A 24,662-nucleotide genomic window follows, 5' to 3' on the forward strand; every position below is an offset into this window, starting at 1 on the left:
ATCATATTTATTGTCCCATATTTGATACGGTACGAAAAAGAAAAAGTTTCAGTTATTCAGGAAAAAATAACGACCTCCATAAGATCCCGCTTGTTGCCTTGTAAATATGTGAAAACTGCTCAAACGGCAAGGGATTTTGACCTTTTCCAAGCTCCACCGTATAACCTTCCTTAAAATAGTGATGAATAAACCAGTCGCGGAATCCCGCATAGCTGTCAATATCCTTGACTCCTTTATAAATGTTTCCGCTTATCGTCTCAAAATCCTTTATTACTGCAGCCGATTCTTCGGGCTCAAGGCCTTTATATCCCCAATAGATTTCTTCTCCTTGAGTGTGAAGGGCCACCAGCCTGTCAGGCGGATCCGCTGTTATCAGCTGCTGCATCGCAATGGATTCCGGCTCCGTGAGCGGAGAAGTTCCGGGAAAATCTCGGTAGCTGGGCGTTTTTGGTTTGCGGTATTTTTCAATTTCCCATAAAGACGGGAATTGTTTATTTAAATCAACTCCGTTAATATTTGCTTTCCATTCATTAAAATTCGGACGATGGCAGTTTAGTCTATCAAGTTCATCTCTCCTGTCTCCCATGCCCGCTGATCCGTGTAAGACAAGATCAACGCCATCCGGATTCACAAGAGGAACAAGAGACAGAGAGGTTCGGCTGAACAGCTCCAAAGGAGTAAAACCAAAGAAATTCGTATTATGACATAAAGAAAGGCAATATTCCTTCAGCCACTTCAGCAGTACAGACGTGGTAATCCACTCATTTGCATGAAACGATGCATTCATGTGAACTTTTTTGGAGGTATGCTCTCCCCCAACTGCCAGCTCCCAGATCGGCCTGCCTAAAACGGAACGTCCGATTTCCCGGCATGAAACAAACGGAAACACATTGATTATTTTTTTAATTTCCTCTTCGGCAGCAAGAAAGTCATAGATTTTTTCTTGCTCCAGCCAGTCATCAGCAGGCTGCAGCTGCAGCGGGTGTAAAAAGCGCTTTACTTCCTGAATGGATTGAAGCTCCTTATCAGTGCTTTCTTCAATCTTATAACCCGGACAGTACAATTGATGTTTCTGTGCTGTTTGATTGGCACTTCTAAGCAATGTCTCATCTATCTTCAGTTCTCTTGCCAATAAAGTGTAATTGTATTTGATCTCAGGTTTTATCGTAATAAACGCCATCATCATCCCCCTTTTTGTTACTATATGACGGCGTTTTTTAAAAAAGAAAGCCTCCCGCATTTTTTGATACGGGAGACTTTGTGATCATGAGGCCTGATCAAGAATTTGTTTTTCTTTTCGTTTTGACGAATTGTCCAATCTTTCCTGATCATAAAATCGTAACAAATCTCCGTAAATGATTTCATCGGAAAGTGAAAGCTCCTGCTTCGCTTTATCTGCAAATGTTTCACATTGTTTTGCCTCTTTCAAAGGCTTTCCAGTCGCTTTGTCATAACATAGACCGTCAGTATACACGATCTGGTCTGTGATAAAGCTTCCGTCCCGCAGCACTGTAAAGTCCAATTTGTCGTCAGAAAGCAGATCGTTGCCGAATTGAATGAAGTTCTTTGTATCAATACCTAACAGATTCATCAGCGTCGGCCGGATATCGATTTGTCCGCCTACCTTATCAATCGTTTTCGGCTTCTTGTCTGTAATTCCAGGAATATGAACGACAAACGGCACTTTTTGGAGCTGCACTTCTTCAAATGGTGTAATTTCTTTCCCTAAAAACTGCCCCATCGCTTCATTATGGTTTTCCGATATCCCGTAATGGTCACCGTATAAAACAATAATGGAGTTATCATATAACCCGTCTTCCTTCAGCTTTTCGATAAATCGTTTCAGCGCCTCATCCTGATAACGAACAGTTGGGAAATACTTGTTTAACGTTTGGCTGCTTGAATCATATTCCTCAATCAATTTGTCCTCTTCATCAAGGTCAAACGGAAAGTGGTTCGTGAGTGTGATCAGCCTGGAGTAAAACGGCTGAGGCAGGTTTTTCATCAGCTCTGAAGACTGTTCAAAAAATTCTTTATCCTTCAGCCCCCAGCCGACTGAATTATCGTCATTGACATCATACGATTCAATATCAAAAAATGAATCATACCCAAATGAATCGTACATTAAGTCGCGATTCCAAAAGCTTTTATTATTAGCATGGAGCACCGCTGAATAATATCCGTTATTTTTGAGTATCTCCGGGGCGGCCATGTATTGATTGCCCGCATTTGTAAAGAACACAGCGCCTCGTCCAAGCGGATAAAGTGAATTGTCAACGATAAATTCAGAATCAGAGGTTTTCCCCTGCCCGGTTTGGTGGTAAACATTACTAAAGTTATAGCTTTCTTTTATAAAATCATTCAAAAACGGGGTGATTTCTTTTCCGTTCACCTTTTCATTGATCACAAAGCTTTGTGTCGACTCCAGAGATACGAGTATGACGTTTCTGCCTTTTGCGGCGCCAAATAAGTTCTTATTGGCATCTTTCGCATTGGCTGTGACATAGTTTTCAATTTCCGTCAGGCTGTTGCTGTCAGCCAGCGCTCTTTGTGCGGATTGCTTCGACTGAAGTACTCCGTCATAAATATGAAAATTAAAAAGGCTGATATTTTTAACGAGCATTTCTCTGTCAAATGAGCGTGTCAATAACTGCGGCCGTTCTGCCTCAGACAGACCTAAGTTGAAGAAATAAACGGAAGCCACAAACAAAAAATATGCCGCCCGTTCATTTTTCGTGGAGGGGATGTCTGATTGAAAGGCTTTTTGACGCATATAAAGCCATATTAAAATCACGATATCTACAGCCAATAGGAGGTCTGTCGGCTCAAGAAGCGTTCCGATGCTGCTTCCCAGATCGCCCATATTGCTTGTTTGAAAAAGAACCGGAATCGTTAGGAAATCATTGTAAAAACGATAAAAAACCATATTCGCCAGCAAAACAAATGTGACAACACAACTCATGGCAATAATGTAACGATTTCTGTTTCTTCCCTTTAAAAACAGGCTGAAGCCAAAAATAAGCAGCAAAAAGCTCAATGGGTTGATAAACAGAATAAATTCCTGCGTAAGATTGTCAATTTTAATATGAAAACTGGTTTTGTAAACAACATACGTTTTCAGCCACATCATTAAAATGGCAATCAGCATAAATGAAATTATCGAAAAAAACGTTTTTCGCATTTCAACCTCCTATGCAAGCACGCTCAAATAAATCAGTCTATTCACAACATTCTCATTAACACATCAAATTAAATCTTAACCTGAACATAACAAAAAATCAATTTCATTTTCACAAATTTAACAATTTTGGTGTTTCAGCCATTCATTCTTAGCAATCCAAGCCCCTCCGATAACGCCCGCATCATTTCCAAGCGCCGCAATAGATATATCAGCCGCTTCCGCAGCGCGCGGAAAGGCACATATACGGAATGTTTTCTCGACTTTGGATCTCAGCAATTCTCCGGCTCTTGAAACGCCGCCGCCGAGAACAATTTTTGACGGATTAAGCGAGCTGGCCAGATTGCCAAGCACCAGGCCGAGATGCTTAGCTACATAATCGACAACTTCAAGAGCTAATTCATCATTTTCATTTGCTGCTTCAAATACATCTCGTGCCGTTAAATGATCAGATGCTTTTAATTGAGTCGGCTTTTTAGCTTTTGCAATTTTCTCTTTTGCAATTCTAACAATGCCAGTTGCTGACGCGATGGTTTCAATACAGCCTGTTTTACCGCAGTTGCACGGCGCCCCGCCTTCAGGGATGCTGCAAATATGGCCGATTTCTCCGCCAGCGCCATTTATCCCGTGCACAATCTCCCCATTCACAATAATACCGCCGCCAACTCCTGTGCCTAGAGTAACGAGAATGACGTCTTTTGCGCCATCACCCGCACCCTTCCACATTTCTCCGAGCGCGGCAATATTCGCATCATTTTCTATAACCGCTGGGATGCCTGTTTCCGTTTCCAGATGATTTTTTAAAGCATAGTTTTTCCAGCCCAGATTTACCGTTTCATAAACGACCCCAGTTGCCATATCTACTGGCCCCGGTGCGCCCATTCCTATATATTTGACGATGTGCTTCGGTTTATGAAGCTCATCCAGCTTGCTGTCAATCGCTTTTGCTATTGTCACGGTAATGGTGTCACCGGACTTATCGGTCGGCACTTCCCATTTATGCTGAATCTCTCCATATTGATTAATAAATGCGAGTTTTATCGTCGTTCCTCCAAGATCGATTCCCGCAAACCATATCTCGTCCATTTTTATCACCTTAACCTTTACGTAAATCTCTTTCGTTTTTTTGTTTGTTCCAGCTCTTTATGAAGGACAGCTGCCGCTTTAGCCCACTGCTCCTTCTCAATCATATGATTTATATATAGTTCCTTTAATTCATCAAGCATAAACTCAATTTCAAGCTCTCTGTCACCAAAGTAAACAATGTGTCCAAATGTTTTTAACAGCTGCTGTACATCATAAAATGTATTCATATTCCTCACCATTCTTGATCTTAACTATAAATAGCGTAGTCATAAAGAACCGGCCAGTCAAGAAGAAAACGCTGACAAAAATACCCGGGATTCATTCCTTGGCAAATTCAACGTTTTCTCATCCAGTCATTTATTCTTTATTATTTTCAATTTGCTGCTGCAGTTCTATGTAACGCTTCTCCTTCGGCTTCAGCTTTACAGCGGTCCTGATTGCCTGATCAGCTTGACCAAGTTCATTTTTTTCCGCATACAGCAATGCCAAATTGTAATAGGACGCATGGTCTTTAGGCTCTTTTTGCACTGCTCTTTCCAAAAGAGAAATCGCCTGATCATATTCGCCGATTTGAATATCAGAAACTGCCAGGACTTTCAGAAGATCAGCTGAAGCGTCTTTCTGCTCTGCTTCACCGTTCAGCAATTCGGTTACTTCTTTATATTTTCCTTCCTGGTAAAGCTCATTTGCCTGCCGGATCAGCGCTGTCTCCTGATGGGACGGTGAATGCAATCCGTAATAGAGAAACCCGCCGGCCAGGGCAGCCAGCAGAATCGCTGACACCAGTTTTTTGCCCCAGTCTTTTGCTTTTGGCAAACCAAGTGCTGCCGCAGCAAGAAAACCGCCGGCCAAGCCGCCAATATGCCCCGAATTATCAATATTTGAGACCGCAAAGCCAAAACCCAGATTTATCAGGATAATAACAATAATATTTGTGCCTATCGTTTTTAGAAACATTTTTCGGTTTGACACAGCTACATACAGCAATGCGCCTAAGCATCCGAATATGGCGCCTGAAGCACCGGCTGACGGATACGGACTGAACACGAAGCTGGCGATCGATCCCGTGATACCCGCCGCCAAATAAATCAGCAAAAATCTGCCTGATCCATACATGCGCTCAACAGCGGTTCCAACCGACCATAAAGCCAGCGTGTTAAAGGCTAAATGCGCAAGGCCGATGTGAAGCACAATCGGCGTCAGCAGGCGCCACCATTCTCCGGCTGCAATCAGGCCGTTTTCCTTAGCACCGAAAGCAACAAGCGTCTCCGTATTGGTGCTGCCTCCGTTTATTTCGAGCAGGAAAAACATCACGAGCTGCAACGCGATGAACAAATATGTAAAGATCGGTTTTCCGTTCTGGAAAAACGCCGCTTCTTTTTTTCGCTGTTCTTCTTGTTTCTGCACTAGTAAAAAAAAGCGTTCTTTGGCCATTTGCGCGTGTTCCAATGAGTCTCGGTCTTCCGTCCATTCATCAGCATCAAGTGAGGGAAAAACTGCCTGCAGATCTTCATGAAGCGAAGTACTAGTCACAAGTGCCGTTTCAACGGATGCCTGTCCTTTTTCAAAAGGCTTTTCAGCGATTTCCTCCCAGTCATCGACAGGGGCTTCCGCTGTAATCAGCACATTCAGCAGCTTCAAATGCCGCTTGCCGATAGACTTTCTGACATGCTCTACTCGCTCCGCCTGCACTTCTATGTCCCTTGCAATTTCTTGGCGAAAATCAATATTCTGTTTAAAGAGGCGAATCAGATCATGAGAGGATTTGTCCGGTGCTTCCAGCCATATTTCATCAGATTCACCGGATTGTATGACGCCATACCCTCTTCTTACTAAATGCGCCGCGACCTTCCAATATGCATACTCCAACAAATACATGTTTACCGCTCCAATGGTTTTTTTTCATTATAACAGCTGGTGCTCTTGACGCCTACTAAAAGCAAAAAATCCCGTGAAAACGGGATTTTTAAAAAGCTTGCTGTATAAACTTATTGCGGATAAACGGGATTCTTAAAAAAAGATGAATAAAGGACCGTCTAATCCCGGGCTGGCTGAGCACGATATTCATGAGACGGTAACGGTTTTGGTAAAACATCACGGCAGAAACAGCACAAATGGCATAGATCATAAATTTTTTCATTATATCCCTCCTGCCATTAGGGTTTGTTATTCTTTCTTATTTATTCTTGACGGAGGGACGAGAAAGCTATGAAAAGCAAGAAATGATTCGTTCCTCAGTAACCAGCATTTGAACCGGGATATCATGTGACAGATGCGGCACGTGATCATACAGCTGGCATTCTAAAAGCAAAGAAACTGTGTTCCCTTTATAATCACTTAAATAACGATCATAATAACCGCCGCCAAAGCCAATCCTATAGCCGTTGGCATCGAAACATACGCCAGGCACGATCATCAAATCAATCTGTGATTGGATCACTTCATTCGTTTTCTCAATCATCGGCTCCTGAAGTCCGGCGTAAACCGTTTCCAGCTGATCATCCGCTTGGAATGTGCGGAACTGCATTCTTTTCGTGTCGGGATCACACTTTGGAATACAAACTTCTTTCCCTTCGCCCCAGGCTTTTTCGATGATCGGTCGTGTCGGTACCTCCAGCCCTCTTGAAATGGTGACGGCTATGATGCTGGCATTTTGCCATTCTTGGAGAGAAAATAAATGCTCGTTGATACGCGCAGTTTTCTTAGACAGTTCTTCATTCGATATCGCTGATAACGTTTCTATTGTTTTTTTTCTTAATTGTGATTTCATTTCCATCCCCCCTCGGAATAGAAAAAAGCCAGAACCTTTTTCAAAGCTCTGGCTTTTTTCTTACACCTAAACAGCTATGCTGTTATTTTGTTTCACGGTGTAACGTAGATTTTTTATCACGTGGGCAATATTTTTTAAATTCAACGCGGTCTGGATTGTTGCGTTTGTTCTTTTTAGAAATATAGTTACGCTCACCACATTCTGTGCAAGCCAAAGTAATATTAACGCGCATTGTTTTCCCTCCAAACTAAATATCATTTACTTATTCAGACTTATATATAATACCACTATAATGCACGGAATGCTAGGATGTTTTTCAATGAAATGATGAATTATTGGATAGACGCTGATAAAGCTGCAAATATGATGCTTGGATGATCCGTGGATGATGCAGTTTCATCACCTGTTCTCTGCCCGCTTCTTTTATCCGGCGGGCCTTTTCTTCATCTATTAATATGTTGTGAAGCCTATCGGCCGCTTCCCGTTCTTGCGAAAAATCAGCAGCAATTGCAGTTTTGTCATGAACGGCAAAGTCACAAAAACCGCCCGACTGTGAAACAGCTGTCAGCACGCCTTGTTCCATGCTTTCTTGTGCAGCGAGCCCAAAGGGTTCATAAAAGCTTGGGAAAACAGCCATTTCACATTGAGACAGTAACGTCACGATCTCTCTTCTATTTAAAAAAGGATAAAACATTACACTTTCCTTTATGCTCAATTGCTCAGCCAGTTTCTTATAGGCAGCCAGAAACGGCCCTTGTCCAGCTAGCACCAACTGAAGGTCAGGCCGGCATTTGTTCAGAATAGAAAATACCTTCAACAGCTGTGAAAACCCTTTTTCCGGAACAAACCTTCCAAACGAAAACAAGTATCTTTTATGAATAATCCTTTCAGCTAAGCCACTTTTTGCCTGCAGAGACAGAGGGCTTGGGATGACGGTTATTTTTTCACGAAACGGATACGCCTTATTCATCGATCTCTTCATAAAACTGCTTAACACAATCAGTTCGTCGGAAATTTCAAGGAGGAGCCTCTCCGTCAGCAGCCTGTACGGATGAGGCGTTTCTTTGCATGCACGCTTCCTTCTGCTTTCAAGCCCGTGGATCGTTGCAGCAAGCGGAATGCCAAGCTTCTTTTTCAAATAATGAGCGGCAGGAGCCGTCATGTCATCATGGGCATGAATCAGATCAAAGCGTTCATTGCATGACAACACTTGTTGAACCATTCTGACATTGACATCAGCTATAAAGTCTTCAACATTCGCATTGGAACATAGCTTACCGCTTGGAACGCATACCGTTATTTTGATATGCGGATTTAAATAAGAAATAAGACGGCTCAAATGAACACCAAGCCCGCTTTTCGGTTTATTAGGATGCTCGAATGAAAGCATAAGGATGTTCATTTCCCTTTTCCCTCAGTGCGATAGCAGGTATAAGCAGAAAATTGCTCCTCCCACCTGGTATGTATTTCTGCATTGCGAAAACTGTTTATATCGCTGACACCGTTTTCTGCAAGAAAGATGTCCTCTGTTTCAGCTAGTTTGAGAGAAACATTCATTGAATTCAGTATTCTGCATTCTGCGCGATATAAAGCATTACCAGGCACCTGAACAATGATCCATTTCCCTTTGCCCCGTTTTATGCGTTTCGTCCTGACAGCTTCTATACCGTTTCTTTTCACGAAAATACGGATTTCTTTTATCATGTCCGGCGTTTTTTCGAAAAGCACGGTTTCCGCCAGTTTCATCGTCTCAACTGAAAGATTCCATCGGACTGTCAATGTGTGAGAGTTTTGGATGTTCATGTCGAATATGTCCCTAAAAAAAGGAATCCCGCTTCGAATGTTATGGGGAAATGAGTGTTTGTCCATAGGCTTCTCACATTCTCCTTTCCTTCCATTGGCTCGGTGATCCTATTAAACCATTACCCATAAAGGAAGAAAAGAAAGATTTCTCGACAAAAACTCGTTTTTTTCGCGAATTCCTTTAGAATCCACTTGTTTTATGGTATAAAAAAGAAGGATAAAAAAAGAATAGAAGGTGATGAAACGTGGAAATTGCTATTATTGCGTTGTTTATCGTCAGTATAGCGCTAATTGCATTCTCATATTCTCAACGAGATCCGATGAAAGATGTCGAGCAGGAGCTTGAAACATTGCAGCTTTCTGCTATGCAGGAAATTTATAAGCTCAAAAAGAAAATGACAGTGCTTGAGGAAGAATTACTTGAAACAAACCTTGTGATCCGCAAAGCAAAGAACAGCGGCATCAATCAAAAGATCGCCAAACAAATACTTTCTAAATATAATAACGGCATGTCAGCTGAAGCAATTGCTAAAGCTGAGCATGTATCAGTAGAAGACGTGAATACGATTATAAAAGATAATGAGAAGGTGCTCGTATGACAAAACGAGGCATTCAGGCATTTGCCGGCGGTATCATATTAGCGACAGCCGTTCTCGCAAGTGTTTTTTATCTGACAGATGAAGATCAAGCCGCTGCTGTAAAAGAACAAAAAACAGTAACCGAGCAAGACGTGAACAATTATCTCGATTCCAAAAAAATGGTTTCTGTTAACCGTGATGAATATCAAAAGCTTCTCGACTCAAAAGAGAAATCTCTGAGCGATGACAGCAGCTCAGACTCGAAAAACAAAGTAAAAACGTACAAGCTCATCATTAAAGACGGCATGAGCACTGCAGATGTATCAGCTATTCTTGAAAAAGAAGGCATTATTTCTTCAGCTAAGGACTTTAATGACTACGTGATCGACGCTGGGTATCACAAGGAGATTCGTGCCGGAGAATTTAAAGTTAAATCAGATATGAGCTTCAAAAAGATCGTTAAAACATTAACACGATAAAAAAAACAGGCTATGTAACAGCCTGTTTTTTTTATCCGAATTTCCCTGTAATATAATCGAGTGTTCTTTGATCTCTCGGCTGAGAGAACATTTTATTTGTATTGTCGCATTCAACAAGCTCACCCATGTAGAAAAATGCAGTTTGATCAGAAACCCTCGCTGCCTGCTGCATGTTGTGCGTCACGATAACGATGGTGTATTTATTTTTCAGCTGAAGAATGAGCTCTTCAATTTTTCTCGTCGAAATTGGATCTAGCGCAGATGTCGGCTCATCCATCAGCAAAATATCAGGGTTTGTCGCAAGAGCTCTGGCGATACAGAGACGCTGCTGCTGGCCGCCTGATAATGAGAGTGCAGATGAATGCAAACGATCCTTCACCTCATCCCACAGCGCCACGTCTTTTAATGACTTTTCTACAATGTCTTGCAGCTTCTTTTTATTTTTGATGCCGTGAACTCTCGGTCCGTAAGCGACATTATCAAAAATTGATTGCGGAAACGGGTTTCCTTTCTGAAATACCATGCCGATATTTTTGCGTAGATCTACGATATCGACTTTATCCTTTAAAATGTTGCTGCCATTATAGTTCAGCTCACCCGCAAGCTTTACATTCGGCGTCATCTGAATCATTAAATTCAATGTTTTAATAAATGTCGATTTGCCGCATCCTGACGGCCCGATAATCGCCGTGACTTCGTTTTGATTAATATTCAAATTGATATTTTTCAAGGCATGGTTTTCCCCATACCATAAATTCATTCCGTTGACTTGATATACTTCCTGTTTCTTTACAGCTTCGGTAGCAATACTCATTGCCAGCCTCCTATCCGAATTTCCCGTTAATGTAATCCTCTGTTTTTTGCTGCTTCGGACTTGTGAAAATTTGTTCGGTCTGTCCGTATTCAACGATCTCGCCGTTTAAAAAGAAAGCCGTCCGGTCAGACACCCGCAGAGCCTGCTGCATATTGTGAGTGACAATAATAATTGAGTATTCGCTTTTCAATTCCGTAATCAATTCTTCTATTTTCGCATTCGAAATCGGATCTAGCGCTGAAGCAGGTTCATCAAGAAGAAGAACGGCCGGCTTCATCGCGAGCGTTCTGGCAATACATAAACGCTGCTGCTGACCGCCTGATAACGAAAGTGCAGATGAATGCAAACGGTCCTTTACTTCATCCCAGAGCGCCGCTTTTGTTAAGCTTTCTTCCACGATGTCGTCGAGCACTGATTTGTTCCGCTCTCCGGCATATTTTAATGCATGCGTGATATTATGGTAGATCGATTTTGGAAATGGATTCGGCTTTTGGAAGACCATGCCGATTTCTCTTCTTAAGCTGACAACGTTAATATTGCTTCCCAGTATATTTAATCCTTCATACAAAATTTCACCTTCGCTTCTTGCAGAAGGAATTAAGTCATTCATGCGGTTAATATTTCTAAGAAAAGTAGATTTGCCGCATCCTGACGGCCCGATCAAAGCAGTCACCGCATTTTTTTCAATCTCCATATTCACGTGACGAACGGCCTGTTTGTTTCCGTAGAAAATAGACAGATCCTTCATCTCGAGCACATGGTGCTGCTGAGGAATTAAAACCGCGCTCTCAGGCTTTTCTTTTAGCATTTGTTCAGACATTGTTTTCGCCTCTTTCCGGTCTAATTTGCCGTAAGCTTTTTATAGATTATTGTTCCAAGCCATCTCGCCGCGAGATTGAAGACTAGGACTGAAATCACCAGCACTGCAGAACCGCCGTTGGCAATCGCTTCAGCATCCGGAATCATCCCTTGCGTATTTACGTTCCAAATGTGGACCGCAAGTGTTTCAGCGGGTCTGAAAATATTAAGCGGCGATGTTTCAGAAAACGGATTCCACTCTGCAAAATTGAGGCGCGGCGTTGTAAGCCCTGCTGTAAATAATAAAGCCGCCGCTTCCCCGAACACCCTTCCTGACGCTAAAATGGCACCTGTAATGATGGAAGGGATTGCACTTGGTATTAAAACGGTTTTTACGGTATGCCATCGAGAAACACCTAAAGCGAGCGATGCTTCCTTCAAATCTTTAGGGACTGAACGGACCGCGTCTTCTGTCACACGCACCATAACAGGAAGATTAAAGACCGTTAATGCCAGCGCCCCGCCTATGATCGTATATCCCCAGCCTGTCAGGTTAACAAACATCAGTAAGCCGAACATTCCAATGACAATTGATGGAAGAGATGAAAGGACCTCAATACACGTTCTGATAAAATCTGTCACTTTGTTGTTAGGCGCGTATTCCGCCATGAACACTCCGCCGCCCACTCCGAGCGGGATGGTAATCAGCATCGTGATAAACAGAATATAAAAGGAGTTAAACAGCTGGTCTCGTATCCCGCCTCCTGCGGCAATGGCACTTGATTTTGTCGTAATAAAATCAAAGCTGAGCTGAGAAACACCGTTAATAATAATATAGGAAAACAGACCGACTAGAATCGCGGCGATAATGGCTGCGCATAAACCGAACATTCCAGTCGCCAGTTTATCTGTTAATTTGCGGTTCATTACACTTTCCTCCTAGATGACAAGTAGCGAATAAGCAGGATGAACAAGAATGACATCACCAGCAACACAAGTCCCATTGACCACAGTGTATTATTTTCAACGCTTCCGTAAGTGGTATGGCCCATATTCAGCGTAATAATGGTTGTCAATGTTCCTGCGGTGTCAAACAGACTTTCAGGCAATACTCTTGTATTTCCAATGACCATTTGGACAGCAAGAGCCTCACCAAACGCACGGGCCATACCTAGGACAACGGCAGTCATTAATGTCGGAAAAGCTGCAGGGATGAGCACTTTTCTAATGGTCTGCCATCTTGTCGCACCGAGAGCGTAAGAACCTTCTCTTAAGCTTTTCGGAAGTGATGCCATCGCATCGGCTGAGATAGATGTGATCGTCGGCAGAATCATAATGGAAAGCACAATCGTTCCCGCCAATAAACTGTGTCCTGTTCCGCTCGTTTTGAACTGAGCAATAAAAGGCACCAATACTGTAAGACCTATGAATCCATAAACAACAGATGGGATGCCGACCAATAATTCGATCACCGGCTGCAGCACTTTCTTCCCCCAATTCGGCGCAATTTCTGTCATAAAGATTGCACCTGCTATGCCGAGCGGCGCAGCAATGAGAGCGGAGAGAATCGTTACTGCAAATGAGCCAAAGATAAAAGGCAGCACTCCGTATTTCGGATCAGAATCTGTAGGGTTCCAATTCAGACTCGTTAAGAATTCAATTGGGCTTACACCATTTACAAGAAAAGATTGCAGCCCCTTAATGCCGAGGAAAATGGTGATCGCCACAGATGCCGCTATCATTATAAGCGCGCAGGCTGTCACGATCATTCTTCCCCGAACTTCATCCAATTGCCTATTTTGCCTTGAGCTGATTAAACGTTCGCTCACAGACATATTTTCTCTATTGTTTATCATTGTTTTACACTCCTATGAATGTGTTAAGAGGAGAAACGGAAGTCTCCGCACTCCTCTTTTTATTTAGATCAGCTTTGCTTCCCTTTGGCATCGCGAGTCACTTTCATATCAGTCACCGGAATGTACCCTTGGTCAGTTACAATGCTTTTTTGAATGTCTTCACTCTTTAGATAATCAAGAAATTCTTTCGCTAGATCTTTCGCTTCGCCTTTTGTATAAGAATGCTGATAAGCCCAGATTGGATATTCTCCAGTTGTAACGTTTTTCGCTTCCGGCTTCACACCGTCAATAGATAAAGCTGTTACTTTGTCATCTGTTAAATATGAGAATGCAAGATATCCAATCGCTCCCGGAGTATCAGCAATGATTTTTTTCACAGTGTTGGAAGAATCCTCAGTAATGCCTTCTGCTGGTTCTTCTCCGTCAAGCGCGTATTTTACAAATGTAGCACGTGTACCTGAAGAATCAGGACGGTTTACAAGCGTAATTTTTTGGTCCTTCCCGCCAAGCTCTTTCCAGTTTTTGATTTTGCCAGTGAAGATTTTTTTCAATTCATCTTTTGAGATATCTTTTACACCTGTATCAGGGTTTACAGCCGCTGCCATACCGACTACTGCAACTTGATGGTCTACAAGCGCTTTTGCGTCGATACCTTCTTTTTCTTCAGCGAAAACATCTGAATTTCCGATTTGAACAGCTCCTTCAGATACTTGAGAAAGCCCTGTTCCAGACCCCCCTGCTTGTACCTGTATATCAGCATCAGGGTTTTCTTCCATAAATTTTTCTGCAGCTGCAAGTACTAATGGCTGCATGGCCGATGAACCAGAAATGGTTAAAGAACCTGATGCCTTTTCTTCTCCTTTTGCAGAGCCGCTATTTGTTTTTTCACTTTCTCCTGCGTTTCCGCATGCAGCTGCAATCATCATAAAAGCAGCCATCAGAAGCATAAGCACCAATTTGTTTTTTTTCATTTCCTGAATTCCCCCTGCGTATAATGTGTAATTTGTCCTACACGTATAGAGTAAAGGTTCTATGTAAAATAGGTTTAAATCGAATGTTAAGGTTTTGTAAATCCGTGCATTTTTTTGTATAAAAAAACGCCCACATGATGTGGGCGTTTCTGTTTAGTTAGCAGAAGACGAGGTGTTTTCTGCTTTTTCTTCGATTTTGTCTTTATTCTTTTGCTGAGTATCTTCTTTGTCCTGCTTCGATTTCAGCTCAAAATATTTATCCAATACTTCTCTGCCGATTTCGTTCGTAATGGTATATTTAGCGCTGTAATCTACATAAGCCCAAGGAACTACAACAGAGATGGCAACCTCAGGGTTATCAGCAGGCGCATAAGCAACAAGTGTTGTATTATAAGTACTTTCACCTGTTTTTGATTTATTTGGTCCGTCATAGAACGATTGTGCTGTTCCTGTTTTAGCAGCAGGTTTATAAGATGCTGAAGCAAATTGACTTGCCGCAGTTCCTTTAGTCGCGACTCGTCTAAACCCGGCTTGAACCTCTTTAATATAATCGCTTTTCATGTCCACTTTATTCAGCACTTCAGGCTGAACAGATTGTACGACCGCCCCGATTCCTTTTTCTGCATCAGGTTCCCTTACTTCTTTTACAAGCTGAGGTTTCAAGCGGTAGCCACCATTTGCGATTGTTGATACATATTGTGCTAGTTCGAGCGGTGTATACGTATCATATTGGCCGATAGCATAGTCTAGCAAGAATCCCGTCAATCTGCTTGTTCCTTTATAGCCTGTCATTTCATTTGGAAGGTCAATCCCAGTTTTTACACCAAGTCCAAATTGACTGAAATAATTCCGGAACGTATCAAAAGCCGTCGTATCAATCGGTAAAGCTTGATGCGGTTTATATTCACCTTTTCCAAGTGCGATTGCAGTTTTAAACATGAATACGTTTGAAGACTGCTCTAAGGCTCTTTGAATATTAACAGGTCCCAAAGTAGTCCACGATTTTTTGCCGTTTTTATCCTGGCCAATATATAATGGTTCATCCTGAAAAACTGTATTCAGATTGATGGCACCGGTTTGAAGACCTGTCAGTACAGTTGCGCCTTTGACAGCTGATCCCATAGCATAAGATGACGTCATATTCCCTAGTGCGTAATCATCAATTTTATATTTCCCGTTTTCTGTTTTAATCTGCTTACCCGCCATCGTCAGCACTTCGCCGTTTCTCGGGTCCATCATGACGACAAATGCCCGGTCTAACAATTCAGTACTTGGTCTTGCTTTAGCAGACTTGAGGTTTTTCTCAATGATTTTTTCAACTGATTTTTGCAAGTCAATGTCAATCGTAAGCACGAGATCTTTACCGGCTTTCCCTTCAGAAACGGTCTTTGTTCCCGTTACATTGCCGTTTGAATCTGTGATATTTTCCACCTTCGCTTTTTGCCCCTGCAAAAGGCTTTCGTATTGATATTCCAGATAACTTTTACCAACCCTGTCGTTTCTGCTGTAGCCGAGCGATAAATAATGGTCGAGCAGATTTGACGGTAATCCTTCATCAGAGCTGGAAACACTTCCGAGCACTGAGCGGAGAAGATTTTTATACGGATATTCACGTTCCCAGTCTGATGTGACATCAACACCCGGCAGTTCATCTAAATGTTCACTTACAACTGCCATTTCTTTCGCTGAAACATCTTCATTTTTGATGTATTGCGGTGTTAACGCATATCCGGAGTCCATCTGTCTTTTAATGGCGAGAATCTGCATGTCTTTATCAGTCAATTCATTCAGCTGCTTATCAGTAATCCGTTTTAGCTGGAGCTGGTATAAATCATCATCTGATAATTTTTTATTTTCTACCTGCTGTCTTTCCTTAGAAGTAATCAGCTTTTTCGCTTCTTTTGGTCTAGTCAAAATCCAATAATCTTTTTTATCCCGTTCTGTTACTTTTTTTGTGTCGACTTTAATCATATCCGCCAGCTTTTTTGCGATTTTCAAACGCTGTTCTTGCGTTGTAGATTTAGATCTGGTGTATGTAATCGCATTTAAAGCCTTATTTGTTACAATGGCATTAAAATTCCGATCATAAATTTTCCCGCGCGGCACCGCCGAGCTGACTTCACTTTGTTCCTGCTGATTGGCTTGATTTTTGTAATCATCGCCTTGAACGATCTGCTTAATGCCAAGCTCCACAATAATCCAGGTGAATATGACAAAAGCGGCCAAAAATAAAATATTCAGCCGGATCGGAAGCGACTTCTTTTTCTCTTTATGATTTTGCTTTTTTTGTTTATTTCTCCTCATAACATCACCTTTTTCTATTTACAGAAAGAAAAGACACTCAAGTAAGAGTGCCATTTTTCATTTTAAAGGTTTTTTCGACTTTTTTCTACAGATAACCCCTTATTGCCAAAAAATTATCTTTCGCCTTTTAAAAGGTTCGGTTCAGTCACCCGTTTGTGGCCGTCTTCCTCCATAGTTTCATTTTCCTCTTCTTTCTCTTTAAAACGAATATCCTTGACAAAGTAATAAATGAGCGGATGCCCGATGCCCAAGATGGCAAGCGACAACGGTATACCCATATCTTCTTTAAAAAGGGCCACGATAAGGAGAAAGCATAAAATCGAAACAATTCTGCCGGCGTTTAAAAACATTTCTCTCAGCACGATATATTCAATTCTCGCTTTTCTGGCATGTCTGGCCCGTCCTATGACATCATATGTAAGCGATACATAAGGCACGAGCAAAAGAGGATAGCCGATCGCAATAAACACGCCGTACGTCAATAATGTCGTAAAGCTCATATGAAAGAGTATCAAAAACAGCGCACCGTACAAAATAAGGCCGCCCAGCAAAATTGATTTTTTACGGGCCTTTTTCTTGATCAGCCTTGATGCAAAATAATAGGCAAAAAAGGAAACAGCGGAGTTGACGAGACCAAAGGTTCCGAGGGCCAGTTCGCTGTTTGTCTCAATAAACACAAAAACACTGATTAAAAAGACGAAAATCCCTTCTCTCAAGCCCTGAAAAAAATGCGCATTTGTAATTCGCCGCCAGTTCATATTAGTGTGGCGTTCTCCAAATACCTTACTCAGCATAAATTGGCCCTTTGATTCTCTACGTTTTAGGAAGAAGCTCATCATGACAGCCAGTGCAAATAAACTGAGGGAGAGACTGAAAATGACAGTGTAACCCGTATTATTTTCAAGCCTTGAGATGACAAATCCTGCAACAATCGGACCAATCATTCCTGCGGATGAGGACAGGATGCCCATAAAGCCGTTGAAAAAATCCCGCGTATCAGGCTCTGTTATTTCAAAGGTGAGCACATTAAACGCGAGCCAGTAAAATCCATAGCCTACTCCGAGCACCGCTCCGATGAGAACAAGACGTGATGCTGCAGTTTCTCCAGCCAGCAGCACACTTAAATAAAATGCTGCTAAAAAAATCACTCCAAATCTAAGAATGAAAACCCGGTCTATTTTTTTGGCTAATCGGCCAGCTAAATAAAATGTTATCGGCTGCATCGTCACAATCGATAAGTTGTATATCGCCAAATCAATAAATTTTCCTGACTGCTTCCAGAGATACACATTCACAAATGTATTGGAAAGCGCAATTCCTAACGAGTAAAGACCGCCAACGGTCAGCAGAAGAAGTAATCCTTTATTTACATTTACATCTCCAATTACCTTTTTTAGTTTGCTCATTACTGACTCCCCTTTACTACCCCTTAGTCTGTCTCACTGAAACCGAGATATGTAAAGAGAAGACATAAAAAAACAAGGCCCTTTTATGAGGGCCTTGTTTTGCGTTATTATTTTGCTGCGCTGTAAAGACGAGCAACTTCGTCCCAGTTTACCACATTCCAGAAAGCTGAAATGTAATCAGGACGGCGGTTTTGATAGTTAAGGTAGTAAGCATGCTCCCAAACATCAAGACCTAGGATAGGCGTTTTGCCTTCAGAAAGCGGAGAATCTTGGTTTGGCGTGCTTGTGATTTCAAGTTTGCCGTTATTTACAACAAGCCATGCCCAGCCTGAACCGAAACGTCCAGCTGCTGCTGCAGCGAATTGTTCTTTGAATTTGTCCAAGCTTCCAAATACACTGTTGATCTCTTCAGCAAGCTCGCCAGTTGGCTCGCCACCGCCGTTTGGAGATAAAAGTGTCCAGAATAATTTGTGGTTCGCGTGTCCGCCGCCATTGTTGCGGACTGCTGTGCGGATGTTTTCAGGAACAGAATCTAGATCTGCAACAAGCTCTTCAACTGATTTGTTTGCAAGAGCAGTGTTTCCTTCAACCGCTTTGTTTAAATTTGTAACGTATGTGTTATGGTGCTTCGTATGGTGAATATTCATAGTTTCCTTGTCGATATGCGGTTCTAAAGCATCGTACGCATAAGGTAATTCTGGAAGTTCGTAAGCCATGATAATTCCTCCTTAATATATATGTACTGAAATGCCGCTTCACAGCGAGCCTTTCTTCATTCAATGTAACAAAAGAACGCCGTGTAATCAATGAAAAAGCTCACAATTTGGCTATTTCAGCAGACATATTTCACTTTAACCGTTACTTTGCCCCCTTAAACCTCCTGACAGCAATTCTTACAGGACAGTCCATAAAAAATATCCGATCATTAAAAGCTGAATAATTCCCTTTGCAATGACCCCCGTTAAAAAGCCGATCAATGAGCCTAGCCCAATTTTAAACGCTGATTTTACATCTTTTTGATGTACGATAAGCTCTGCGCAAACAGCTCCGATAAACGGCCCTAAAATAATCCCCGCAACCGGAATCACAAAGGGACCGATCAACAACCCGATCGTACTCCCCCAAATAGCAGCTTTGCTTCCGCCGAACCTCTTTACACCAAGCAGATTGGAAACGTAATCTGCGGCGAATAATACTGCGGCGAATACAGCTTCAACCAGCCAGAACATATAGGAATACGGACTGAAAGAAAACAAAAATCCGTATAATACAAAACCGGCAACGATAAATACAACACTTGGAATAACAGGATACACAAGCCCGATAAAAGCGATGATAAATAGTGCCGCGATCAACAGCCAATACAAAATATCCATAGAATCCATCCTCCTCATTATGCTTACATCTCTTATCTTACACTTCTGCCAATGCAGGTCTTCCTTGTATTCATACGCAGGCAACGATACAATAAGCAACATATATTGTATAGCTAGGAAGTGAAGACAGTGAATGTATTTCAGCTTTTCATCAAAAGTACATACTCTCCACGGGATATTGCAAAAACAAGATTTCAAGGAATCGGAAAAGCGATTCTTTATGTATTTTTGCTTTCTGTCCTTTTTGCGATCCCCACTGCTTATTATGTAAGCTCAGGGACCGTCCAATCTATGAACGGCTTTAAATCCGTTTTAAACAAAGATTTCCCTGATTTCACAATTTCAAACGGCAAACTTCAGACGGATGAAAAAAAAGCCACAGAATCAAAGGCAAACGGCTTTGTCATTGTGTTTGATCCGACGGATGCATATGGCACTGAACAAATCAAAGCAAAGCAAAACGCAATAGGTATACTTCAGGATAAGTTTGTTTTGGCCATTGACGGACAGGCCCAAGAGATGGCTTACTCAATGATGCCGTCAGATTTAACCAAAAAAGATGTCACTGCAGGGTTAAACCAAAATAAAACAATGATCGTGACTGTTCTCTCGGTACTCATTTTTCTCGTGACAGCGGCGGGAAAATTTATTGAGGTATCATTCTTGGCGCTTATCGGGCTAATCATAAAGAACGCTCAGCAAAAGCAGCTGTCCTACCAGCAGCTATGGAAGCTTTCTGCTTACTCCATTACCCTTTCAACAATATTTTTTACGATTATGCGTGCGTTAGAAACAACGGTGCCAAGTGAATTTTTAGTCAACTGGTTTGTTAACTTTGTCATCCTGTTTCTCGTATTAAAAGAGCTCCCGTCCAAAAAAGCTGTTGCTTAATTCGGAGACTGCCTTCGCAGTCTCTTTTCTTTTGTCATGAATCAACACGGACAAGCATACAATGTTATAAAAATTTTGTATGCGGGAGGCAAAATCAATGAAACGTCTCACTTTTGTATTCAGCATTCTCTTTATCCTTTTTATTATTTTTTATGATCTTAAAATTGGAACGATCCCCATTCAGAACCTCCCTGTCTATAAAGCATCGGCAAAAACAACTGTACAGGAAACAGCGTATAAAACGGTGACGGTAAAACCGGGTGACACGGTCATGTCAATTGTCGGGTCTGCAAGTTCCCCTGACGATATTGTAAAGGATTTTGAAACGCTTAATCCAAGTGTAAAAGCCAATACGATTCAAGCAGGAACAGCATACAAATTCCCGGTCTACCCATAATTAACGTTAATTTCTTGTCAGTTCGGCGAATACACTGTTACAATATAATTTGTAAAATACATTGACATACACCATACTAGGTTTATTCTATCTAGAAGCGGCAACTACAATTAAGGAGCGATTGACAAGTGAGTGAAATCACCCATCGTACAAAAACGCGTCCCGTTAAAGTGGGACCTTTAACAATAGGCGGTAACAATGAAGTCGTTATCCAAAGCATGACAACAACCAAAACACATGATGTAGAAGCAACGGTTGCGGAAATTAACCGGCTGGCTGAAGCCGGATGCCAAATCGTGCGGGTGGCTTGTCCGGATGAACGGGCGGCAAACGCCATTGCGGATATTAAAAAACGCATCTCCATTCCGCTCGTTGTTGACATTCATTTTGATTATAAGCTTGCGTTAAAAGCCATTGAAGGCGGCGCAGATAAAATACGAATCAACCCAGGCAACATCGGCCGCCGTGAAAAAGTCGAAGCGGTCGTTAAAGCGGCAAAAGAAAAAGGGATTCCAATCCGAATTGGTGTAAACGCAGGTTCATTGGAAAAACGGATTTTAGAAAAATACGGATATCCGACAGCAGACGGCATGGTAGAAAGTGCTCTTCATCACATTAAGATTCTTGAAGATCTAGATTTTCACGATATTATCGTCAGCATGAAGGCTTCTGACGTAAACCTTGCCATCGAGGCTTACGAAAAAGCGTCAAAAGCATTTGATTACCCGCTTCACCTCGGAATCACCGAGTCAGGAACGCTGTTTGCCGGTACAGTAAAAAGCGCAGCAGGACTTGGCGCGATTTTAAGCAAGGGCATCGGTAACACCCTGCGTATCTCATTAAGCGCAGACCCGGTTGAAGAGGTTAAAGTAGCGAGAGAGCTATTGAAATCCTTTGGTTTGGCCTCTAACGCTGCAACCCTCATCTCATGCCCGACTTGCGGCCGTATCGAGATTGATTTGATCAGTATCGCCAACGAAGTGGAAGAATACATTTCTAAAGTGAAAGCGCCGATTAAAGTCGCCGTTCTCGGATGTGCGGTAAACGGCCCAGGTGAAGCGAGAGAAGCTGATATCGGCATCGCTGGAGCACGCGGCGAAGGCCTTCTGTTCCGAAAAGGTAAAATTGTCCGTAAGGTTCCAGAAGAAACAATGGTTGAAGAACTGAAAAAAGAAATCGACATACTTGCTGAAGAGCACTACGCAAAGCTTGAGGCTGAAAAAGCGAAATTAGCTGAAGAAACACAAAAAGCTTGACGGGAACCCGTCAAGCTTTTTGTATTAGAAAAATGGAATAATAAATATTCCAAGCACTAATGAAACAACACCAATCCCCATAGCCCATGCACCCAGGCTTTGGGCTCCTCTTCTTCTTGCGATATAGCCGACAATAATACCGGCAGCTCCCAACAAAACAGGAAGAACAAACAATGAAATAATGGACAAGGCTAAAGCGATATAACCTATCCCCCGTCCTTCATTGACATTTCCGCCGCTGCGGTCATTCTCTTGGTCACCGCTTCGGTCAGAAGCACGGAAAGGCTCTGCAATTTCAGCAGCCGTTTCCTCAAAAAAACCATCATTGTCGCGGGTAATATTTGTTCCTTCAGAACCATGATCTACATAGTAACTGTTGTTATCACGTTTTTCGTAATCGTTTGCCACCTTCAATTCCCCCTTCTGTTTTATTAAAGGAGCTTTTATAGTTTGATCCATTTTTGCTGATTCATGTTTGCTAAACTTTTCTGGTAATGTTAATTGTTTATGTTACACTTGGAAGGATGAAACTGAAGGAGTGTGGGCATGTTACGGTTAGGAATAGATATTGACGGCACAATCACGGCTCAGGATACATTCGTCCCTTATTTAAACCACTCGTTTAATCTTTCCATTTCATTAAACGATATGACGGATTATGATTTAACAAAACTGTTACATATTACACAGGAAGAATTTTGGGATTGGATGAATCAAAATGAAGCAATCATATATAAAGAAGCACTTCTTGCGCAGCATGCAAAACAGTCCCTTGACCTCCTCAAAGAGGAGCACCGGCTGATTTATATTACGGCGAGAAGGACTCATTTAAGCGATGTTACGTTCGAATGGTTTGACAGACAAAACATCCATTATGACCACATAGAGCTCGTGGGCGGGCATCATAAAGTCGAAGCGGTCAAAAAACATGACATCGACTTGTTTTTTGAGGATCATCACGGAAACGCAATGATGATTGCAAAAGAAGCCGGTATACCGGTGATTTTATTCAATTCGCCTTATAACCAGCTTCCGATCGATTCAAATATCATTAGAGTTAACAACTGGCTCGAAGCGGTTCAATGGATAAATGAAAATAAACATTATTTCATACGTGTGAAAAATTAAAAAAGGAGCCTGATCAGGCTCCTTTTTCTCTATCCTTAACTCTTACGCAGAAGGTTGATCTTGCTTTTCCTGTTCACAGCTTGGACATGTCCCGTAAATCTCAAATTTATGCCCGCTGATCTGATAGCCATCTAGATCATCATAGAGCTTATCCATCGGACAAGACTCAATTTCCTTTGTTTTGCCGCAAGCCAGGCAAATAAAGTGATGGTGATGATGAGTAAATGAGCATTTAAATCGGAACAGCTTTTCACCGGAGAGCTCAGTCGTTTCCAAAATACCTAGCTCTTCATATAAAGAAAGGTTTCTGTAAATCGTATCAAAGCTTAAACCGGGATAATCATCATTTAGTGCAGACAGTACATTTTTAGCGGTCAGATACCTGTCCGAATCAGCAAAAAGCTGAAGCATATCTTCCCGTTTGCTTGTATATTTATATCCGTTTTCTTTCAGTAAGTTCAGCGCTTCTTGTACGTTCATGAAGGGCCCCCCTTTTCGCTTTGCTTAAGAACGAACGTATCTTATATATCAAAAAGAAAATGGCAGCTGTCTGACCAGCAAGCCATTTTCTTTACTACTGATAAAATTATACCCATAAAATGAATAAAAGTAAATGAAAGCCTAGTGGATTGCGGTTTTGAATTTACCGCCTCTTGTTTCATGAGTATTCATAATTGTAATAAATGCATTATCGTCGACTTCAAACACAATGGATTTGAGCTTGGTCACTTCCAGCCTTGTGACAACTGCATAAATCACATCTTTTTCCTCGTCTGTATAGCCGCCTTTTCCCTTCAGCTTTGTTGTTCCGCGTCCGAGACGGTGTAATATTGCGTCGGAAATCTCATCATACTGGTCCGAGACAATAATCACAGCTTTTGTTTCATCCAGCCCTTGGATGACCGCATCAATGGTTTTCATGGCAATGTAGTAAGTCATGAAAGAATACATAGCTTGCTCAGGACCGAACACAAAACCGGCCCAAATAAAGATAAATACATTGATGAGCATCACAAACTCACCAACTGAAAACGGCAGTTTTTTCGTTAGAAGGATACCGAGAATTTCTGTGCCGTCCATTGAACCACCGTTTCGAATTACCAGCCCGACACCAAAGCCGAGCAAAAGACCTCCGAATACTGTAGCCAGAATAGGCTGTGTCGTAATGGCTTCTACGTGGTGAAGCGAGGATTCGATTAAGGCAAGGCCGACAATCCCGATAACAGTAGAAACGAGGAAGGTCTTACCGATATATTTATATCCGAAGATCATAAAAGGAATGTTTAAGATGACAACGAATACAGCGAAATTCAGAAAGGGGTTTGACATAAAGAGGTGGTCTAAAATAAGTGATACACCGATAATGCCTCCATCAATAAAATCATTGGGGACTAAAAATAATTCAATACTTACCGCCGCAGACGCAGCTCCAATCAGAATCATGATGACCCTGAATATAAAATGGGTAAATGATTCTCTTTTGTGTTGTTTTGTTGGGGTCATAAAATCTCCTTTCCTGCAATAACTATTTTAAATAGACTATGACTCTATTTTACCATGAAATGCTGACA

Annotated in this window: 28 protein-coding genes; 6 read left to right on the plus strand and 22 right to left on the minus strand. The window is 41.9% G+C overall.

The annotated features are described in order from the left end of the window. Positions 1-52: 52 nt before the first annotated feature. The 10 genes from NSS75_RS13255 to NSS75_RS13300 all read right to left on the minus strand — a co-directional run bounded on the left by NSS75_RS13255 (position 53) and on the right by NSS75_RS13300 (position 8,903). Positions 53-1,183 carry a M14 family metallocarboxypeptidase gene (locus tag NSS75_RS13255; protein ID WP_095713309.1) on the minus strand — a complete coding sequence of 377 codons (1,131 nt, stop codon included), beginning with the start codon at positions 1,181-1,183 and terminating at the stop codon, positions 53-55. 81 nt (positions 1,184-1,264) lie between these two features. After that, complete coding sequence (locus NSS75_RS13260; RefSeq protein ID WP_326230530.1) at positions 1,265-3,181, minus strand: LTA synthase family protein; 1,917 nt, start codon at positions 3,179-3,181, stop codon at positions 1,265-1,267. 117 nt (positions 3,182-3,298) lie between these two features. Next, positions 3,299-4,264, minus strand: a complete 966-nt coding sequence (gene glcK / locus NSS75_RS13265; RefSeq protein ID WP_044154564.1) for a glucose kinase GlcK — start codon at positions 4,262-4,264, stop codon at positions 3,299-3,301. A gap of 17 nt (positions 4,265-4,281) precedes the next feature. Continuing rightward, a complete protein-coding gene (locus NSS75_RS13270) occupies positions 4,282-4,491 on the minus strand; it encodes a YqgQ family protein (RefSeq protein WP_024122057.1) in 210 nt (69 codons plus the stop codon). 130 nt (positions 4,492-4,621) lie between these two features. Beyond that, positions 4,622-6,142 carry a rhomboid protease YqgP gene (gene yqgP / locus NSS75_RS13275; RefSeq protein ID WP_339233349.1) on the minus strand — a complete coding sequence of 507 codons (1,521 nt, stop codon included), beginning with the start codon at positions 6,140-6,142 and terminating at the stop codon, positions 4,622-4,624. Positions 6,143-6,230: 88 nt separating this feature from the next. Beyond that, positions 6,231-6,404: a hypothetical protein gene (locus tag NSS75_RS13280; protein WP_101861045.1), complete on the minus strand. Its 174-nt coding sequence runs from the start codon at positions 6,402-6,404 to the stop codon at positions 6,231-6,233. A 66-nt stretch (positions 6,405-6,470) separates the two neighbouring features. Continuing rightward, positions 6,471-7,034, minus strand: a complete 564-nt coding sequence (locus NSS75_RS13285) for a 5-formyltetrahydrofolate cyclo-ligase (RefSeq protein ID WP_101861046.1) — start codon at positions 7,032-7,034, stop codon at positions 6,471-6,473. A gap of 82 nt (positions 7,035-7,116) precedes the next feature. After that, complete coding sequence (rpmG, locus tag NSS75_RS13290) at positions 7,117-7,266, minus strand: 50S ribosomal protein L33 (protein WP_003153056.1); 150 nt, start codon at positions 7,264-7,266, stop codon at positions 7,117-7,119. A gap of 84 nt (positions 7,267-7,350) precedes the next feature. Beyond that, entirely contained in the window at positions 7,351-8,436 is a 1,086-nt protein-coding gene (locus tag NSS75_RS13295; protein WP_339233352.1) for a glycosyltransferase family 4 protein, read from the minus strand. Next, positions 8,433-8,903, minus strand: coding sequence for a hypothetical protein (locus NSS75_RS13300; RefSeq protein ID WP_253295256.1), 471 nt, complete (start codon positions 8,901-8,903; stop codon positions 8,433-8,435). Before NSS75_RS13300 ends, NSS75_RS13295 begins: the two co-directional genes overlap by 4 nt. 179 nt (positions 8,904-9,082) lie before the next feature. Between NSS75_RS13300 and NSS75_RS13305 the strand changes: the two genes are divergently transcribed. Together NSS75_RS13305 and NSS75_RS13310 are read left to right on the plus strand one after the other, a co-directional pair. After that, positions 9,083-9,436, plus strand: coding sequence for a hypothetical protein (locus NSS75_RS13305; RefSeq protein WP_010334943.1), 354 nt, complete (start codon positions 9,083-9,085; stop codon positions 9,434-9,436). Further along, on the plus strand, positions 9,433-9,894 hold the full coding sequence (locus NSS75_RS13310) for an endolytic transglycosylase MltG (protein ID WP_024122063.1): 462 nt from the start codon (positions 9,433-9,435) through the stop codon (positions 9,892-9,894). The genes NSS75_RS13305 and NSS75_RS13310 overlap by 4 nt, the downstream gene beginning before the upstream one ends. 31 nt (positions 9,895-9,925) lie before the next feature. On the opposite strand, the gene pstB (NSS75_RS13315) is transcribed toward NSS75_RS13310, so the two are convergent. The 9 genes from pstB (NSS75_RS13315) to NSS75_RS13355 all read right to left on the minus strand — a co-directional run bounded on the left by pstB (NSS75_RS13315) (position 9,926) and on the right by NSS75_RS13355 (position 19,419). Continuing rightward, positions 9,926-10,708 (minus strand): phosphate ABC transporter ATP-binding protein PstB, encoded by a 783-nt coding sequence (pstB, locus tag NSS75_RS13315; RefSeq protein WP_198098341.1) that lies wholly within the window; start codon positions 10,706-10,708, stop codon positions 9,926-9,928. Between the two features lie 10 nt (positions 10,709-10,718). Further along, positions 10,719-11,528 carry a phosphate ABC transporter ATP-binding protein PstB gene (pstB, locus tag NSS75_RS13320; RefSeq protein ID WP_339233356.1) on the minus strand — a complete coding sequence of 270 codons (810 nt, stop codon included), beginning with the start codon at positions 11,526-11,528 and terminating at the stop codon, positions 10,719-10,721. A gap of 20 nt (positions 11,529-11,548) precedes the next feature. Then, positions 11,549-12,433: a phosphate ABC transporter permease PstA gene (gene pstA / locus NSS75_RS13325; protein ID WP_024122066.1), complete on the minus strand. Its 885-nt coding sequence runs from the start codon at positions 12,431-12,433 to the stop codon at positions 11,549-11,551. Then, entirely contained in the window at positions 12,433-13,362 is a 930-nt protein-coding gene (pstC, locus tag NSS75_RS13330) for a phosphate ABC transporter permease subunit PstC (protein WP_024122067.1), read from the minus strand. Before pstC ends, pstA begins: the two co-directional genes overlap by 1 nt. A 68-nt stretch (positions 13,363-13,430) precedes the next feature. Next, positions 13,431-14,333, minus strand: coding sequence for a phosphate ABC transporter substrate-binding protein (locus tag NSS75_RS13335; RefSeq protein ID WP_024122068.1), 903 nt, complete (start codon positions 14,331-14,333; stop codon positions 13,431-13,433). Between the two features lie 153 nt (positions 14,334-14,486). Then, positions 14,487-16,637, minus strand: a complete 2,151-nt coding sequence (gene pbpA / locus NSS75_RS13340; RefSeq protein ID WP_339233359.1) for a penicillin-binding protein 2A — start codon at positions 16,635-16,637, stop codon at positions 14,487-14,489. A 113-nt stretch (positions 16,638-16,750) separates the two neighbouring features. After that, the gene (locus NSS75_RS13345) at positions 16,751-18,043 is read right to left on the minus strand and encodes an MFS transporter (RefSeq protein ID WP_101864536.1); all 1,293 of its coding nucleotides are present in this window, start codon (positions 18,041-18,043) and stop codon (positions 16,751-16,753) included. 107 nt (positions 18,044-18,150) lie between these two features. Further along, positions 18,151-18,759: a superoxide dismutase SodA gene (gene sodA, locus NSS75_RS13350; RefSeq protein WP_024122071.1), complete on the minus strand. Its 609-nt coding sequence runs from the start codon at positions 18,757-18,759 to the stop codon at positions 18,151-18,153. 177 nt (positions 18,760-18,936) lie between these two features. Continuing rightward, the gene (locus NSS75_RS13355; RefSeq protein ID WP_010334953.1) at positions 18,937-19,419 is read right to left on the minus strand and encodes a DUF456 domain-containing protein; all 483 of its coding nucleotides are present in this window, start codon (positions 19,417-19,419) and stop codon (positions 18,937-18,939) included. Positions 19,420-19,548: 129 nt separating this feature from the next. On the opposite strand from NSS75_RS13355, the gene NSS75_RS13360 reads away from it, so the two are divergent. From NSS75_RS13360 to ispG, 3 genes are all read left to right on the plus strand, one after another. After that, positions 19,549-20,310, plus strand: a complete 762-nt coding sequence (locus tag NSS75_RS13360) for a DUF1189 domain-containing protein (RefSeq protein WP_024122072.1) — start codon at positions 19,549-19,551, stop codon at positions 20,308-20,310. A 97-nt stretch (positions 20,311-20,407) separates the two neighbouring features. Then, on the plus strand, positions 20,408-20,707 hold the full coding sequence (locus tag NSS75_RS13365; protein WP_024122073.1) for a LysM domain-containing protein: 300 nt from the start codon (positions 20,408-20,410) through the stop codon (positions 20,705-20,707). A gap of 137 nt (positions 20,708-20,844) precedes the next feature. Further along, positions 20,845-21,963, plus strand: coding sequence for a flavodoxin-dependent (E)-4-hydroxy-3-methylbut-2-enyl-diphosphate synthase (ispG, locus tag NSS75_RS13370; protein ID WP_174754447.1), 1,119 nt, complete (start codon positions 20,845-20,847; stop codon positions 21,961-21,963). Between the two features lie 24 nt (positions 21,964-21,987). Here ispG and NSS75_RS13375 read toward each other — a convergent pair whose 3' ends face one another. Beyond that, the gene (locus NSS75_RS13375; RefSeq protein WP_082687864.1) at positions 21,988-22,377 is read right to left on the minus strand and encodes a DUF308 domain-containing protein; all 390 of its coding nucleotides are present in this window, start codon (positions 22,375-22,377) and stop codon (positions 21,988-21,990) included. A gap of 132 nt (positions 22,378-22,509) precedes the next feature. Here NSS75_RS13375 and NSS75_RS13380 point away from each other — a divergent pair, with 132 nt between their 5' ends. Continuing rightward, on the plus strand, positions 22,510-23,091 hold the full coding sequence (locus tag NSS75_RS13380) for a hypothetical protein (protein ID WP_101861050.1): 582 nt from the start codon (positions 22,510-22,512) through the stop codon (positions 23,089-23,091). Between the two features lie 42 nt (positions 23,092-23,133). Here NSS75_RS13380 and NSS75_RS13385 read toward each other — a convergent pair whose 3' ends face one another. Together NSS75_RS13385 and NSS75_RS13390 are read right to left on the minus strand one after the other, a co-directional pair. Further along, positions 23,134-23,571: a Fur family transcriptional regulator gene (locus NSS75_RS13385; protein WP_010334964.1), complete on the minus strand. Its 438-nt coding sequence runs from the start codon at positions 23,569-23,571 to the stop codon at positions 23,134-23,136. Between the two features lie 141 nt (positions 23,572-23,712). After that, entirely contained in the window at positions 23,713-24,594 is an 882-nt protein-coding gene (locus NSS75_RS13390) for a YitT family protein (protein WP_010334965.1), read from the minus strand. Positions 24,595-24,662 lie beyond the last annotated feature (68 nt).

The organism is Bacillus sp. FSL K6-1012 (genome assembly GCF_037964915.1).
Lineage (GTDB): Bacteria > Bacillota > Bacilli > Bacillales > Bacillaceae > Bacillus > Bacillus halotolerans.